General features: G+C 60.4%; 8 protein-coding genes and 7 pseudogenes. 3 read left to right on the forward strand and 12 right to left on the reverse strand.

The window, feature by feature from the left end; all coding sequences use genetic code 11:
• Positions 1-213: 213 nt before the first annotated feature.
• Positions 214-578 (forward strand): annotated as a pseudogene (locus LB556_RS23055) (IS110 family transposase); the annotation flags it as partial.
• A 5-nt stretch (positions 579-583) separates the two neighbouring features.
• On the opposite strand, the pseudogene LB556_RS23060 reads toward LB556_RS23055, so the two are convergent.
• The 7 genes and pseudogenes from LB556_RS23060 to LB556_RS23090 form a co-directional block, all read right to left on the reverse strand.
• Positions 584-788: pseudogene (locus LB556_RS23060) on the reverse strand (transposase domain-containing protein); the annotation flags it as partial.
• Positions 789-816: 28 nt separating this feature from the next.
• Positions 817-2880 (reverse strand): recombinase family protein, encoded by a 2064-nt coding sequence (locus LB556_RS23065; protein ID WP_063169338.1) that lies wholly within the window; start codon positions 2878-2880, stop codon positions 817-819.
• Complete coding sequence (locus LB556_RS23070) at positions 2867-3169, reverse strand: hypothetical protein (protein WP_063169337.1); 303 nt, start codon at positions 3167-3169, stop codon at positions 2867-2869. The genes LB556_RS23065 and LB556_RS23070 overlap by 14 nt, the downstream gene beginning before the upstream one ends.
• Before the next feature lie 49 nt (positions 3170-3218).
• Positions 3219-4536 (reverse strand): annotated as a pseudogene (gene tnpC / locus LB556_RS23075) (IS66 family transposase); the annotation flags it as partial.
• Positions 4537-4605: 69 nt separating this feature from the next.
• Positions 4606-4958 (reverse strand): annotated as a pseudogene (gene tnpB, locus LB556_RS23080) (IS66 family insertion sequence element accessory protein TnpB).
• Positions 4955-5335, reverse strand: coding sequence for an IS66-like element accessory protein TnpA (gene tnpA / locus LB556_RS23085; protein ID WP_199489649.1), 381 nt, complete (start codon positions 5333-5335; stop codon positions 4955-4957). Before tnpA ends, tnpB begins: the two are co-directional and overlap by 4 nt.
• A 419-nt stretch (positions 5336-5754) precedes the next feature.
• Positions 5755-6959, reverse strand: a pseudogene (locus tag LB556_RS23090) (IS110 family transposase).
• A 299-nt stretch (positions 6960-7258) separates the two neighbouring features.
• On the opposite strand from LB556_RS23090, the pseudogene LB556_RS23095 reads away from it, so the two are divergent.
• A pseudogene (locus LB556_RS23095) lies at positions 7259-7405 on the forward strand (transposase); the annotation flags it as partial.
• 51 nt (positions 7406-7456) lie between these two features.
• Here the strand turns inward: LB556_RS23095 and LB556_RS23100 are convergent.
• The 3 genes and pseudogenes from LB556_RS23100 to LB556_RS23110 form a co-directional block, all read right to left on the reverse strand.
• Positions 7457-7737, reverse strand: a pseudogene (locus LB556_RS23100) (integrase core domain-containing protein); the annotation flags it as partial.
• Between the two features lie 188 nt (positions 7738-7925).
• Positions 7926-8933 carry an ATP-grasp domain-containing protein gene (locus LB556_RS23105; RefSeq protein ID WP_063169333.1) on the reverse strand — a complete coding sequence of 336 codons (1008 nt, stop codon included), beginning with the start codon at positions 8931-8933 and terminating at the stop codon, positions 7926-7928.
• Positions 8934-9704: 771 nt separating this feature from the next.
• On the reverse strand, positions 9705-10034 hold the full coding sequence (locus LB556_RS23110) for an ATP-binding protein (protein WP_272482847.1): 330 nt from the start codon (positions 10032-10034) through the stop codon (positions 9705-9707).
• A 2-nt stretch (positions 10035-10036) separates the two neighbouring features.
• Here LB556_RS23110 and LB556_RS31890 point away from each other — a divergent pair, with 2 nt between their 5' ends.
• Complete coding sequence (locus LB556_RS31890) at positions 10037-10342, forward strand: hypothetical protein (protein WP_164548505.1); 306 nt, start codon at positions 10037-10039, stop codon at positions 10340-10342.
• 808 nt (positions 10343-11150) lie between these two features.
• On the opposite strand, the gene LB556_RS23115 is transcribed toward LB556_RS31890, so the two are convergent.
• The gene (locus LB556_RS23115; protein WP_063169332.1) at positions 11151-12584 is read right to left on the reverse strand and encodes an amidase; all 1434 of its coding nucleotides are present in this window, start codon (positions 12582-12584) and stop codon (positions 11151-11153) included.
• A gap of 79 nt (positions 12585-12663) precedes the next feature.
• A complete protein-coding gene (locus tag LB556_RS23120) occupies positions 12664-13851 on the reverse strand; it encodes a M20 aminoacylase family protein (RefSeq protein WP_063169331.1) in 1188 nt (395 codons plus the stop codon).
• Positions 13852-14148 lie beyond the last annotated feature (297 nt).

A 14148-nucleotide genomic window follows, 5' to 3' on the forward strand; every position in this document is an offset into this window, starting at 1 on the left:
AGCAGTTCCCCTCCCACGTACTGCTTCCTGTGATGACAGCGATGGGGTCCCATGCCGGCAAGGCGAATTTGAACAGCATCGCTAGGTGTTTAGATTGTGGTATTCGGCTTTGCCCCCCGCCTTGAACGGGTTGTTTTGAAGTGCTGCGCTTCGAGATGATGACAAAACGTGGTCTGTGTGAACAGCCACAAGCATCAGGAAAGGAAGCGCAGCATGAAAAATTATGCCGGACTGGACGTCTCCGTGAAAGAGACCACCGTTTGCATCGTGAGAAGGGCGCCGAATTTGCCGAGAGATGAAGGTTGCTAGTCATCCGGACGATCTTGCTGACGCATTGAAGAACCCCGCATGGAATCTCGCCCGGATCAGGCTTGAAGCCGGCCCCTTATCCCAATGGTTGGTCTGGCGGCAGCCGGACTACGTGACCTGTATCGAGCCCCGTCATTCCAAGGCGTTCTCAAGGCACAGGTCAACAAGACCGACCGCAACCATGCTCGCGGCATCGCGCAGATATGCGGGTTAACCTGTTCCGGCCCGTGCATGTCAAGAGTAAGCGGTATTCTCGGGCCACGGCCTTGAGCTCGAGCTTGTTGATGTAGACCCAAGGCAGGAGATCGTCGATCTGGCTGTTGGGGTGGCCGTTGACGATCCTGGTGAGGACATCGGCGAGATAAGCCGAGCGGTTCGACACCATTGAGCTTGCAGGTTTCGATCAGCGAGGCGATGACTGCCCAGTGTTCGGCGCCGCCGTCAGAGCCTGCGAAGAGCGCGTTCTTGCGGTTGAGCGCGAAGACTGATTCATTATGCACCCCCTCTTCAAATGGCGGGAAACAGCGATTTCTGATTATCGTCGTTGATGATACGCGGAGATTTGCGCGCCAAATCGGCCTTGATCCGTTCATCTTCAAGGTCGCTGGCGCGGATCTGGTAGGGCGCGCCGCGCATGACCTGCTCGGCTGGTAATATGCCGTCCCTGACGAACCGGCGGATTTTGACGTGCGACACGCCAAGCTTCGCGGCCGCGTCCGACATGGTAAGCCACTCGCCGTTCTTGTCGGAAGACCGATAGCCGCTGATCTTGTGCACCGTGCGCAGGGATTGGACGCGTCGCGCCGTCCAGGTCTTTCCCTGACCCGTCTTCATGCCCATGCGGTTGAGTGTGGCGGCGATTTCGGCATCCGACCATCGCGTTGCCATGGATCGCATGACCGCCAGAGCCTCCTCAGGCGTACTCTGGCCATGCTCTCCGGATTTGGACTTGCGAACCCTTACCTGGGAATGCTGGCCCCCATGCCAATGGATGGTCAGGATCACATCGCGCGCGTCGTCATCGACGTCCGCCACAATGTCCTTGATGAGCGCGCGCAGCAGTTGCTGACGGAACCGCATATCGACACCCGGCGCATTCCAGGCGGCTTCGAGATCCTGGGCGAGGCCGGTGAAGTCAGGGATCGCGTCGACAGGCTCCATACGCTGGACTTCACTGAGCCGGGCCTCGCAGGTCTCCACGCGCCTGAGCCTAGCTTCCCAGTTCCTCTCGAGCTGGGCCGCTATAAGCCGGTTCTCCGGGTCGCAGGCGGCGTAGCGGCGCTCGGCGAGCGATGCCTCATAGCGTGCCTGCTGCAGGTCCATCTCGATCATCTGCCGCCGCCTGGCTTCGCTCTCCAGCTGCATCTGTTCAGCCTCCAACGCCGCCTCGATCGCCATCGGCGCAACCGCCTCCAAGGCTTCGCGGGCCACCGCCGCATCGGTGCGAAAGCCGTTGAACGACATGCATCGCGCCTGCGCCATCATGGTGTTCTCGCAACGATAGACCGGGTAACCTTGGCCACGTCCGGCATACGTGACAACCAGTCTTCGCCCGCATCGACCACAGGAGAGAAGACCCGGGAGCAACGCGCGACCGCCGCGGCCCGACTTGACGCCGCCGGCTTTGCCATAGGCGTTGGCGGCGAGAAGTTCCTGGTTCCGTTCGTACTCGCTCCATCCGATATAGCCTTCGTGATGCTCCTTGAGCACCACCGCCCAATCGCTGGCCGGCTTGTAATGACCATAGCTCTTGCGGACGCGGCCATCCACGATCTCGGTGCGCTTCTCGCTCTTACCATAGACATAAGCGCCGGCGTAGAACGGGTTCTTCAGGACGGAGATCACGTTGCGGTAGCGGACCGGAACCCAGGCGAAGGACACCATCTTCTTGCCGTCGGAGGGTCTGGGGAAATGCACGCCATCGTCGATCATCGAGATCAGGACCTGGCGGGCACTGCCGAGTTCGCGGAAACGCGCGAATATCAGGCGAATGGTCTCCTGCAGGCGTATATCGGGATCGAACCCGAGACCGTAATCCCGGTGCCAGACGTAGCCGAAGGGCACAGAGATGCGCAGTTCGCCGCGCTGTGCCTTGGCGCGGTCAGCTTCGTACATGCGAGCACGCAGCACCCCGAGTTCGAACTCGCTTATGCTCCCCTTCATGCCGAGCAGCAGGCGATCGTTCGGCAGTCCCGGATCGTAGACTCCGTCCAGATCGATCACCCGTGCATCGACTTCGCCGCACAACTCGAGCAGCCGATGCCAGTCCGGTCCGTTGCGAGACAGGCGGGACGCCTCCAGGCAAAGCACAGCGCCCACATGACCGGTGCACAGATCGTCGACCAGGCGTTCGAAACCGGGACGTTCCACAGCTCCACTTGCGGTGCGTCCCAAGTCCTCGTCGATCACCTCAACCTTGCGGAATCCCCAGCGCCGCGCGACGTCGACCAGCTCATATTGCCGACGCTGGCTCTCAAGATTGAGCTGCACTTGCGCCTGCGTGGACTGACGTACATAGACAACGGCCTTGCGCTTGAGGATGGTGGCCGGAATCAGATTACGGCTCGTCATCGCGGCTCTCCTCCGTCACGATACCGGCGGCGGCCATCAGCACATTGGCGAGCCGGGCGATCACGATCGTTCGTTGCGCTGCGCTCAGCCCGACTAGCTTGTGCGAGTCGAGCGCATGCTGAGCTGGCGAACGATCACGAGAGATCGTGTCGGTGGCGGCAAGGTTCTCATTTTGAGTCTCCCCGATGATGAAACCATCCGGAGAGCCTCGCCGGAAACGGCGCTGGATCAAGAGCTTGTTCAGTTCAAGCAGTGCAGCAAGCGACGCGCGCGGGGAGCCCAGATCCATTGCTGCGCACGGGACTTCGACCTCCTGCCCAACATGGGCAGAATGACCCCGAGATTGCGATCGGACGGATCGAGCGTTCGACGGTGTTGCTGTCGATCTCGATGCGGCCGTCGTCAAGGAAGTGCGAGAGGCCTTCCCAGCGTGAGAGCGTGTAGCGGATTGCCTCTGCGAGCTTGGTCTTCTGACTGATCAGGCCGAGCTTCTCACGCAGCCAGGGTTCGAGATCGGCGACGATGGCGCGGCTTTTGTCCTGACGCATCGCGCGGCGCTCGTTGGCCGATCGGCCACGGATGTCATCCTCGATCTTGTAGAGTTCGGCGATCCGTCTCAGCGCGTCACTGGCGATCGGCGCGGGACCGGCTGCTGCCAGTTCATAAAAGCGCCGACGGACATGCGCCCAGCAGAAGGCGAGCGTGACGCCGCTTTTGTCGGCCAGCACGCGATAGCCGCCATAGCCGTCGACCTGCAAGATTCCGGTGAAGCCTGCGAGATGAGCGATCGGACGCTCGGCCTTTCGGTCCGGCGCATAGACATAGGCGACGCCCGGCGGGTCGCTCCCCTCCCATCGTCGGTCATCGCGGGCATAGGCCCAGAGTTGACCTGTCTTAGTCTTGCCGCGGCCGGGATCGAGCACCGGCGCGGTCGTCTCGTCGGCGAAGAGTTTTGCCGAGGACTTCAGCTTGCCAAGCAGCCGCTCATGCACCGGACGCAGGTGCCAGGCGGCGCGGCCGACCCAGTCGGCGAGCGTAGAGCGATCGAGATTGATACCCTGCCGGGCGTAGATTTGCGCCTGACGATAGAGCGGAAGGTGATCGGCATATTTTGAGACCAGCACCTGGGCGACCGTTGCCTCGGTCGGAAGACCACCCTCGATCAGCCGGGCCGGCGCCGGAAGCCTGAACCACGACGTCCTCGCAGGCGCGGCAGGCATATTTGGGCCGGCGCACGACGATTACACGCAGCTGCGCCGGAACGATGTCGAGCCGCTCGCTCACGTCCTCGCCGATCCGATGCAAGCCATTGCGGCAGCATGGGCAGGCATGGTCCTCGATGTCGACGACCATCTCCACGCGCGGCAGATGGGGTGGCAGCGCGCCCCGGTTGGCCCGGCGCCTCGTGGCCTTTGCTTGCCGCTCGGCGGGAGCAGATTGCTCCTTCTCTTCCTCACCGGCGGCCTCGATCTGCTCCGCCTCTTCGAGCCCCAGCAGCAATTGATCCTCGGGGAGCGTCTCGGCACGCCGGCCGAAGCGGTGACGCTGCAATTCCTTGATGATCTGAATCAGACGGGCATTCTCGACGTCGTGCGCCAGGACCATCGCCTTCAGCGCGTCCGGATCGTCGGGAAGCTGGTCAGCCGTCATCGCCATGAACGGATCAGACCATATTCGCCGACAGCCCGCGACAGCGGAATCTAGGCTGATTCACTTCGTCGCGGGTCAGCCCGCCTGGGCTGGCACGCGGGTCCGGCGCGCCTCATGGACTCGCCGCCAGTCGAGACCTTCGAGTAGCGCCGAGAGCTGCGCGGCCGTCAGCCGCATCATGCCGTCATGCACTTTCGGCCAGCGGAACTCCCCATCCTCCAAACGCTTAGCAGGCAAACCCCGGTGCCATCCCAGAAGATCAGCTTGATCCGGTCAGTCCGCTTCGCCCGGAAGACGTAGACGGCCCCGCTGAACGGATCGGCCCCCATTGTCTCTCGCACCAGCGCCGCCAATCCCTCCGCACCCTTGCGGAAGTCGACGGGCTTCGTCGCCACCATGACCTTGACCGCACCCGTCGGCCCGATCACGACGTCGCCTTCAGCGCGCGGATCACTGCGGCCACCGTCTTGGTATCGGCGCCCCGGCCGACGCGCATCGCGATGCCGTCGATCTCAAGCTCGATCATGCCGGCATCTCGGGTGGCTTGCCGTTTCCGCTGCTTCGGTGAACGGCTGGCTGCAGGTTCCGCCGCCGCCACAACCGCCGGCACAAAGGCAGGAGAATCTTGCTGCACCGAAGCGGCCTGTTTGCGCGCTTCGCGGCGCCAGGCGAAGACCTGCTGCGGCCTGAGACCATAACGGCGGGCGACCTCGGAAATGATCGCATTCGGCTCCAGCGTCTCTGCGATGATCCGCGCCTTGTCATCCACCGACCAGTGACGCCGACCGCCGGCACCGTTGATCACCTCGAAACGCCGAAGCTGCCGCTCCGGGTCAAGCGTAAGGTCAAGTCCAGACACAAGCCGATCTCCGATCCCAATACAGGATCGGCAACCTCACAGATCGCGACCACTCCCGAAAGGTGGTCCGGAAACACCGCTCTGATGTCCGCTGTCAAGGTTTGGAACGCATGAGGTCGCCCGATCCGAGGAACGGCTGCTCATTCTGATGATCGCGCATGGGTGGGGAGGCGGAACTGAAGGACGTCGGTGATCAAGCTCTGATGCGCGGGTTGGCTACCGCATTCCCGATTGTGCGTCCGGGGCTGTTCCTATCTTACTGCGGGCGTCGGTCGATTTGCCGGCCACAAAGCGTCTGACGGGCATTCCCCTGCCGTGGTCCCGCCTCCGCCCATGCGCGATATGTGCGCCATCGCGGCGAGCGATCAGGTGACGCGCGCCTCCCTTGCGACTGCCCACATAAAGCCGACCAGTTCACGGGCGATCGCGGTGCAGACGACCGTTGTCCGTTTGCCCCGAGCGCTCAGCATGCGGTAGCGGGCTGTCAGGCGGGACTGCGCCTTCCAGGCGATCTCACGCACCTTCGGTGACGCCTGCTCCAACCGGTATAGCTTCGCCTTCCCGACCTTGGGCGGATGTCGATAGGTCCAGGCGCTCTCGACCAACATGTGGCGAACCCGACCGTTGCCTGCCTTTGTGATGCCGCCGCGCCGGACTGTCTCCCCGGTTGAGCGCTCGCCGGGGACCCGACCGAGATATCCCATGAGCTGGCGTGGGCTTTCGAACCGGCTGGCGTCGCCGACTTCGGTGACGAACGTCACGGCGACAATTAGGTCTACCCCACGCAATGTCTGAAGCGCCCACACGATCGGTGCCAGCGACCAGGCCGGGACGAACTCTTCGATCACACGCTCCAGCCGCTCGACCCGCTCTTTCGAGACGCGCACCGCCTCGACCATCTCCTGGAGTGCGATCTGATGCGCGGGATGATCGAACCTTGTTCCTGAAGCCAGCGTAGATAGCGCATCGTCCAGCTCTTCTTTCGCGGATAGCTACGGCCGTGCTTGAGCATGAATGCGCTCACCTGCTGGCGATGGACCCGCAGCGTCTCGACCGCGCCCGCCCGCGCGCGAACAAGATCCCGTATGGACTCGTGCCCTTCATCGGGAACCCACACCGCGGTCAGCTCGCCGGCGCGCAATAGTCGGGCAAGGGAAATGGCGTCTCGACGGTTCGTCTTCACCCGATCGCCGGGCTTCCTTGGTATCAATGATGGTGCAACCACGGTGCACTCGTGCCCGAGCGACCGGATCAGGCGATAAAGGCCGTACCCGGTCGGCCCAGCCTCATAGCAGAAATGCACGTAATCAAAGCGGCTGGCGATCCGGCCTATGACCCGCCGCATGCTGGTCGCCGACGCGTCGACCTCACCGAAGAACCGAACCTCTCCTTCCCGGCCTGCCTCCGCAATCGCAATAGCGTTCTTAAGCTTCGCAACATCGATTCCGACAAATGCTTCTCTATAATCCGCCACGGCTCGTCCTCCTGTGGTGAGGATCGGCTCGGCCCGTCCGAGCAACCCTCGGACGCGCAGTGTAGGGCGAGCCACCTCATCGGCAGAGGCGGACATACGGTCTTACTGTCAAGACGCTGACGACCCAGAATCGCCGGGCGCTGCTGACGGCCCTCAAGTCGCTTCAGGAAAAGGCCATCGCCATCGAGAACGACATCCGTGGCCTGTTTCGTAACTTCGGTCTCAAAGTTGGCATTGTCGACGGCCGGCAAATTCGCGGATCGCATCCGGGACCCTTCCGGTGACATTCCGGAACTCGAGACATCATGGAGACGTTGCTCACCGCCCGTCGGAAACTTTGCGAGCAGTTCACGGTGCTACACGAAAGACTGTTGTCGATCGTGAGGGGTGACACGGTTTGCAGGCGGTTGATGACCGTGCTGGGCGTCGGCCCTATCGTTGCACTGGGTTTCAACGCCACGGTCGATATTCCTGCCCCCTTCAGGAATTCGAAGGACGTGGGGCCGTATCTCGGTTTGACGCCGCGGTTACATCAATCAGGCTAGGATAATCGCGTCGGCAGGTCAGCCTAGGAAGCTTGAATGGGATTGACTTCAACACGCCGAATAGACAAGTCCAGGCATTTGGTGGAGCGGATTGAGAGTGAAGCGCTCGGGCTGGGAAGCCCATGCCTTGCAGATGAACTCGTAGGGTGAGACCTTTGAGGGCCTTCAGCCTGCGGCCGAAATTTGTAGGCCGCAACAAAGTCGGCAAGATGCCGACGCAGTTGGTCATGATCGTCGTAGTGGAAACGCTTGCCCGTCGCGTCCTTGATGGTGCGGTTCATTCGCTCGACCTAGCCGGTGGTCCAAGTATGCTTTGGCTTCGTGGTTCGAAGCACAGCGCGACGATGCGGCCCCCGAACGTGCTTGCGGGCTTCCTGGCGCCGCGACGAGCGCTTGCAGGCGCTGACGGTCGCTGGCCAAAACGGTGAAGGGGGATGCTATTGCGCATGCATCTAACTCGCACGCCAAACCGCAAAACGGAATCCCGAAATCGGACTCTTTTGATCCGATCAATCCACTATGAGACGCCGATTCCGAAATAGCGGGTGTGGGCGACATTGAGGATGCGATTGATCAAGCTTACGAAGCTGTGTCCGCCGGCCGTTGCAGCTGTGCCATAACTGGAGTGTATACCAAGGGCCGGCACCGAGTTCATCTCTAGGACAAACGGTTGGCCTGAGCGATCGATCCGGAAATCGACGCGGGCATAGTCCCGGCAGTGGCAGGCACGGAAGGTCGCAACCGAAATATCCCGTAACATCGTCTCAAGCCCGCTCTCGATTTTCGCCGGGCAAATCTTGGGCACCGCTGCGGCCGCCACGTACTTCGCATCCCAATTCATAACACGCGTTTCGCGGTCACCGAAGTCCTGCTCCACTAGAGGCAAAACTTCGGGCTCCCCGTTTCCGAGCAACGCAACGCAGATTTCCCGCCCCTCGATGTATTCCTCCACTAGCGCATCCTGAGCATGCTGCGTGACGATCACTTCGACGGCCTGCCGCAACTTAGAGTGTTCATGTATGATCTGCAATCCGAAGCTGCAGTCCTCCTCCCGCGGCTTCACTACCACTGGGAATCTCAGGTCGCCGGTGTTCTCGGTGCCGCGACGCATCACGCGAAAGTTCGGAGTCGGCACGCCCTGATCGCGGATGAGCATTTTGGTAATGACTTTGTCTCCCGTCAGCCCAATCCCGAAGGGGCTACATCCAGTGTATGGAACACCGGCCATCTCAAGCATGGCAGGAACATGAGTGTAACGCTTTTCGCCCTGAATTCCCTCCGCCAAGTTGAAGACCATTCCCGAGGGGCGACCTTGCGGATCAGGTGGCATGAACCGCTCGAGACTGGCGAGCAGTCCTTTATCGCCTTCACACACTACCGTCTCGTGGCCGCCCTCTTGAAGTGCCGCCACCACATCTTCCAACGTGCCGCTATGCGGCCAAGGCTGCGGCGGCTGCGGACAAGGCTGACCGAACCGGTTAATCACACCGTTGAAATCACTGTTCGTTACGATGGCTACTCGCATGAGCTATCTCCTTTGACGTTTGTCTGCTGTCACGAAACCAATGAAAACTGGATGGAGGCCAACCGCTATATCAACATTGACGACCTGCACGAGTACAAGAGGCTCGAAGCACCATGGCTGACCCTTTTCACAACCCCCTCCACAAACATAGGTCCACCACCCGGTTCCCTCTCCGGTTCCCGACCCTTTCCGCTGGCGGTGCTCTTTTTGCCCAAGTAGCTCGAAAGACGGCGAGTTGGGTTGCGGTACCATCAATAAAGCCTTATGCAGGGTTTATGCCAAAACAGATGATAACCGGCGGATGAGAGCGCTCCGACGCGAAATGATCGCTTCAAAAACCGTGCCAACCTCGCAAAATGCACGTCGGCCAGTGCTTTGAGTTTGATATCAAACTTACGGTCATATCAGGTACTAAACTGGCCCGCACAACCACTATGTCGCAGGCGCGACAAAATCCGACAGAGATCGTATCCCAGGGGACGAGCGGCGACCCATCCGCAGTCTTTTGACGCTCGCCGGTCCCTTACATCGAGCCCTGGCGTCCAGAATTGAAGTTGGGCGAAGGCGATCCGCATAATCGTATGCCCGGCCTGGCCGGCTTCAACGTGCGAGCGCTGCAGCAGTTTCAACAATGATGGCGAGTCGGCATAAATCTTCTTGAGAGGCTGGCGCTTAATCCCGGAACAAACGCGGCAATCAGCACTTCGCCTTGCTCATTTCGATGACGGCCATAGTGTTATTGCGCGCTTCAAAAGCTGGACAGCGATTCCGCTAATTCCCGGACAGCGTTTTCACAAAAGTCCGACAGTTCGTCGAGGTTGGTCCTCGGCAGCCTGGTTGCTGTAGGGCTGATTGATTTCGGTGTTCTCGGAGTCGGTCAAGAGGGCCGAGGCTTTTTTCTTCGGATGCTCTCGCCCTGAAGGGCGATGCGGTGTGCATTGTGCACGAGCGGTCGTGTATAGCGTCGGCGACCGTGCTGTCGTTAATAAGGTCGTGCCAGCTTGCCACGGGGACCTGGGCGGTGATCAGGGTGGATTTTCTCTGATAGCGCTCCTCGACGATTTTCGAAGAGGTGGAAGCGCTGCTGATCGGAGAGAGCATGGTTGCCGAAGTCGTCGTGGATGAGCCAAGTGGACACGGGTGAGCTTGTCGATGAGGCGGGGAAAGGAACCATCGATGCGTCGCTCTCGAACAGGATAACAGTGCGGCTTCGGAAAAGTCCGGACAGGCTTTCCGGTAATCTCAATGATGAGATCCGCGCCCGCCGTTCCAAAAAAAGGTTCGGCACGAAGCCCGCATTTTTTGCACTGGGCTTACGGCGTGCTGATCCACTGTTTCGTCATTACTATTCCCGAGCCTTGCAACCGAGCCGGAAGCGTCAGGCGAATGCAGGATTCCTGCGCTCGTAGAGCGTCCCAGCTTGGTCAGCACAACCTGACGATACGCGCCATCTTGGCGGCAAAGGCATTTGACGCAGCTGAATTGTCACGATCAGACGGCAGTTGGATCCTCATTGGATGGCCAGTGTTGCAAAAATCACAGGCTGGAGATCGGACTTGCGCCCTGGTGAATTTCCGCCACCGCATCGGGGTCGGTCTTCAACCCGGCAACTTCGACTTCCCAATTATAATAGAGACCGCGGCCGGGGCTTTGGCGGAGAGGGTCAGTCCTGGCGATGCCTCTCTCGAGCCGGCCTACATTGCAGCTGCCAGGCGGTTGGTTGAGCGCGGAGCCGTCGCGATAACCAGGGACTGCGGCTTCAGTATCTGGTGCCAGGCTGCACTGGCCACGTCTGTCAAACTTCCCGTGGCCATGTCGAGCCTGCTACTGGCGCCCACGCTCCTCCGGCAGCTTCCGGCCGGCGCAAAGCTCGCCGTCTGGCCGCAGACTCAAGACACTGCGGCGAAGAGCTGCTGGGCATGGATTCATCCGCAGGGGCAAGAGTAGCCATCGGCGGCATCGAAGGTAATACGCGGCCGGCTAGTGTTACCGAAATGGAGTCCCCGGGTTGCAGTCTGTGTCGCGACTTCGCGCCGCACATCCCAAGATTGACGCACTCCTATTTGAATGTACATTGTCCCCGATGGTGACGTCAGCAATCCGTCGTAGGACAGGACTGCCCATCTATGACGCCGCGCCCCTTTATCGAATGACATTCGCGTCCGTGGCTTGACCGCTTGGAGGCCGTCAGGTGCTTGAGCGCGGCAGTCTCAAGTTTTAAGGGGTGGCAGCGTGGAATCTGCTCCTCGCGAAAGAAGGAAGCCCCAGGCGACTTTCGATCGTATATGCCGCGGCTAGGACGGAGGTGTCGGAATAGCGCGCGCCGACCAGTTGTAGCCCGACGGGCAGCCCTTGATCATCCAGGCCCGATGGAATCGATGCTGCTGGTTGCTGGGTCAAGTTGAAAGGGTAGGTGAAGGGCGTCCAGTCCACCCACCCCTTGTAACTATCATCCGGCACATTTCGCCCGACGGGGAACGGCGCGATAGGCATCGTCGGTGTGACCAAGAGATCGTAATTTTCGTGGAACTTCGCCATCAGAGCGGAGAGCTCGAACCGCATCGCCTCAGCTTCCTGAAATTCGGTAAGGGTGATCTTCAGCCCGCGTTCGGCACCTTCCAGAAAGCCAGGATCTAGTAATTGTCTTTGCTGTTTGTTCATTCGTGACACAATACGGGCGGCGCCAGCGAACCAGAATGTAGAAAACACCTCCACCGGATCCGCAAATCCCGGATTGACTTCGGCCACCTCGGCCCCAAGAGCTCGAAGCTGGTCGATCGCATTATCGGTAACGTTTTGGATATCTCGCGCCACCTTGACATAGCCGAGGTTCCGACTGTAGCCGATCCGCAGGCCCCTGATGGTGGTCTTTGCTGGATCGGGGTCGAGACCTAGGTACGCCGGACCCGCATAGCCATCGCGAGCGTCCTTTCGTGCAATCACATTCATCATCAGGATCGCATCCGCAACGGTGCGGGTCACCGGCCCCAAATGAGACAGCGTTGTCATGGCGCTAGCTGGCCATTGCGGAACGATGCCGAAGGTTGGCTTGAAGCCGAAGGTCCCCGTGAAGCTCGCCGGTATCCGGATTGATCCCCCGCCGTCGCTACCCTGATGAAGAAAGCCAAGGTTGAGCGCAGCCGCAACTGCCGCCCCTCCCGACGACCCGCCTGGTGTCAGGTCAGGATTCCAGGGATTGCGGGTGATCCCGTAGACCGGGCTGTCTGTTACCCCTTTCCAGCCAAATTCTGGAGTGGTTGTCTTGCCCAGGATAACGCCACCGGTCTCACGGATACGGGCTGGAACAGGGGCGTCTTCAGTCCAGGGTCCCTCGGTGCTGCCGGACAATGAGCCACGTCTTGTCGGCCAGCCTCGTGTCAAGGTGAGGTCTTTGATGGTGGCCGGAATGCCATCTAGTACTCCGGCTGGTTCCCCCTTCATCCATCGACCCTCCGAGGCCCGGGCAGCAGACCTGGCCCCTTCGTGGTCGACGAGGCAAAATGCGTTCAGCGCCGGGTTGTTGGCGTCGATGCGGCTGAGACAGTCATCGACGACTTCAACAGGCGAGAGCTGCCGCCTTCGGTAGAGTTCCAGGCATTCGCACGCCGACAGACCCTCAAGAGATGTTGGCACGGATGAACGAGTTTTCATTTTACGAGGTCCGCTACATTCAAGCCTGGCATAAGACGGCAGTTATTCATTCGTTCTGCGGCCCTTGTCAGACCGATCATCAAGACGTCGGACGGGATCCCAACGTGTTCTCTACGAGCTTGATCCAGTACGATGTTCCATAAGGAATCGCCTCGTCGTTGAAATTGTAGGCAGGGTGATGCAGGCCGGCGCTGTCACCGTTCCCGCACCAGACGAAAGCACCCGGCCGCGCCTGCGCCAGGAAGGAGAAATCTTCCCCCCCCATTACCGGTGGCGTCTCGAGCACATTGTTTTCACCGGCCACGCCCTTGGCCGCGCTTCTCGCAAGGTCGGTCTGCTGGACCTCATTGAAGAGAATTGCGTCGAAGCTCTGAAATTTAATATCTATCTTCGCGCCGGTTATCTGGGCGATGCCGGCGACCACTTCGCCCACCCGCTCCTTCACGAACTTGCGCACCTCCGGCTTTAGCGTCCGCATGGTGCCCACCAACTCCGCTGTTTGCGGAACGACGGGGACTAGTCTCTGCCCGGACTGGAACTGGTGGAACGAAATTCCTGCCGAGTCGACAGGGTCAATGTTCTGAGCCAGGATATGCTGCAGGGCCGTCACAAGCTGAGCGCCGACCAGAATCGGATCGATGCATTCATGAGGCCTTCCAGGGTGCCCCCCTCGCCCTTCAATGCTAATTTCTATGCTATCAGTTGCCGCCATCACTGGACCTTGCCGGATTCCGAAGACACCTACCGGCAAGCCCGGACGATTGTGCATTCCGTAGATGTGCTCGATGCCGAACCGCTCCATCAAACCGTCATCTAGCATGGCAACGGCGCCGGTACCGATCTCCTCGGCAGGTTGGAAGATCATGACCGCCGTTCCAGCGAAATTCCGAGTATCGGCAAGATAGCGCGCGGCACCCAACAGCATCGCGGTGTGGCCGTCATGCCCACACGCATGCATCAAGCCCTTGTTCTTGGACGCATAGGGCAGATCGGTCGCTTCGTTGATCGGCAGCGCATCCATGTCAGCGCGCAATCCGATAACCTTTGGGTTACCGTCGCTCACGACGCCGTTGCCCTTGATGACGCCAACGACGCCGGTTTTGCCGATGCCGGTCGCGACGGCGTCGCAGCCGAATTCGCGCAGGCGCTCGGCGACAAATGCCGAAGTACGGGGGATGTCGAAGCCCAGTTCGGGATGTGCATGGATGTCCCGGCGCCAAGCCACTATCTCGGGGAGAAACTCTGCGACGCTATTGAGAATTGCCACGGGGACTTTCCTTTCTTGCCGGTTGCAGGCGAATTTCACGCTTTGTCCTTGCGAGAGCCGGGAGACCCGTTTCCGCGCTGCCGGGAGCACAGCATCCTCTGTGCGACGTAGGCACCCCAGCTATTCCGCCGACTGAAGCCGCTCCAATTAGCCGGGGACCGACAATCCTGAATTCCGCTCCGCCCAGAATGTAGCAAGTGCCAAAGAGCTTGGTTGCGCGAAGGGCGCCTTGGTCCCGCAGAATATCATCGTTTTTTGGTCATTGGCGCATAACACCTGCAGGCTGAGAGGAGGTGC

The sequence above is a fragment of the Mesorhizobium sp. ES1-4 genome, from assembly GCF_020164745.1.
Taxonomy (GTDB): domain Bacteria; phylum Pseudomonadota; class Alphaproteobacteria; order Rhizobiales; family Rhizobiaceae; genus Mesorhizobium.

What these genes read in the sequence shown, in the direction of transcription:
- LB556_RS23115 (WP_063169332.1), bottom strand. Translation starts at nt 12,584, where the DNA reads ATGAAAACTCGTTCATCCGTGCCAACATCTCTTGAGGGTCTGTCGGCG.
- LB556_RS23110 (WP_272482847.1), bottom strand. Translation starts at nt 10,034, where the DNA reads ATGCTCTCTCCGATCAGCAGCGCTTCCACCTCTTCGAAAATCGTCGAG.
- LB556_RS23065 (WP_063169338.1), bottom strand. Translation starts at nt 2,880, where the DNA reads ATGACGAGCCGTAATCTGATTCCGGCCACCATCCTCAAGCGCAAGGCC.
- LB556_RS23105 (WP_063169333.1), bottom strand. Translation starts at nt 8,933, where the DNA reads ATGCGAGTAGCCATCGTAACGAACAGTGATTTCAACGGTGTGATTAAC.
- LB556_RS23070 (WP_063169337.1), bottom strand. Translation starts at nt 3,169, where the DNA reads ATGGATCTGGGCTCCCCGCGCGCGTCGCTTGCTGCACTGCTTGAACTG.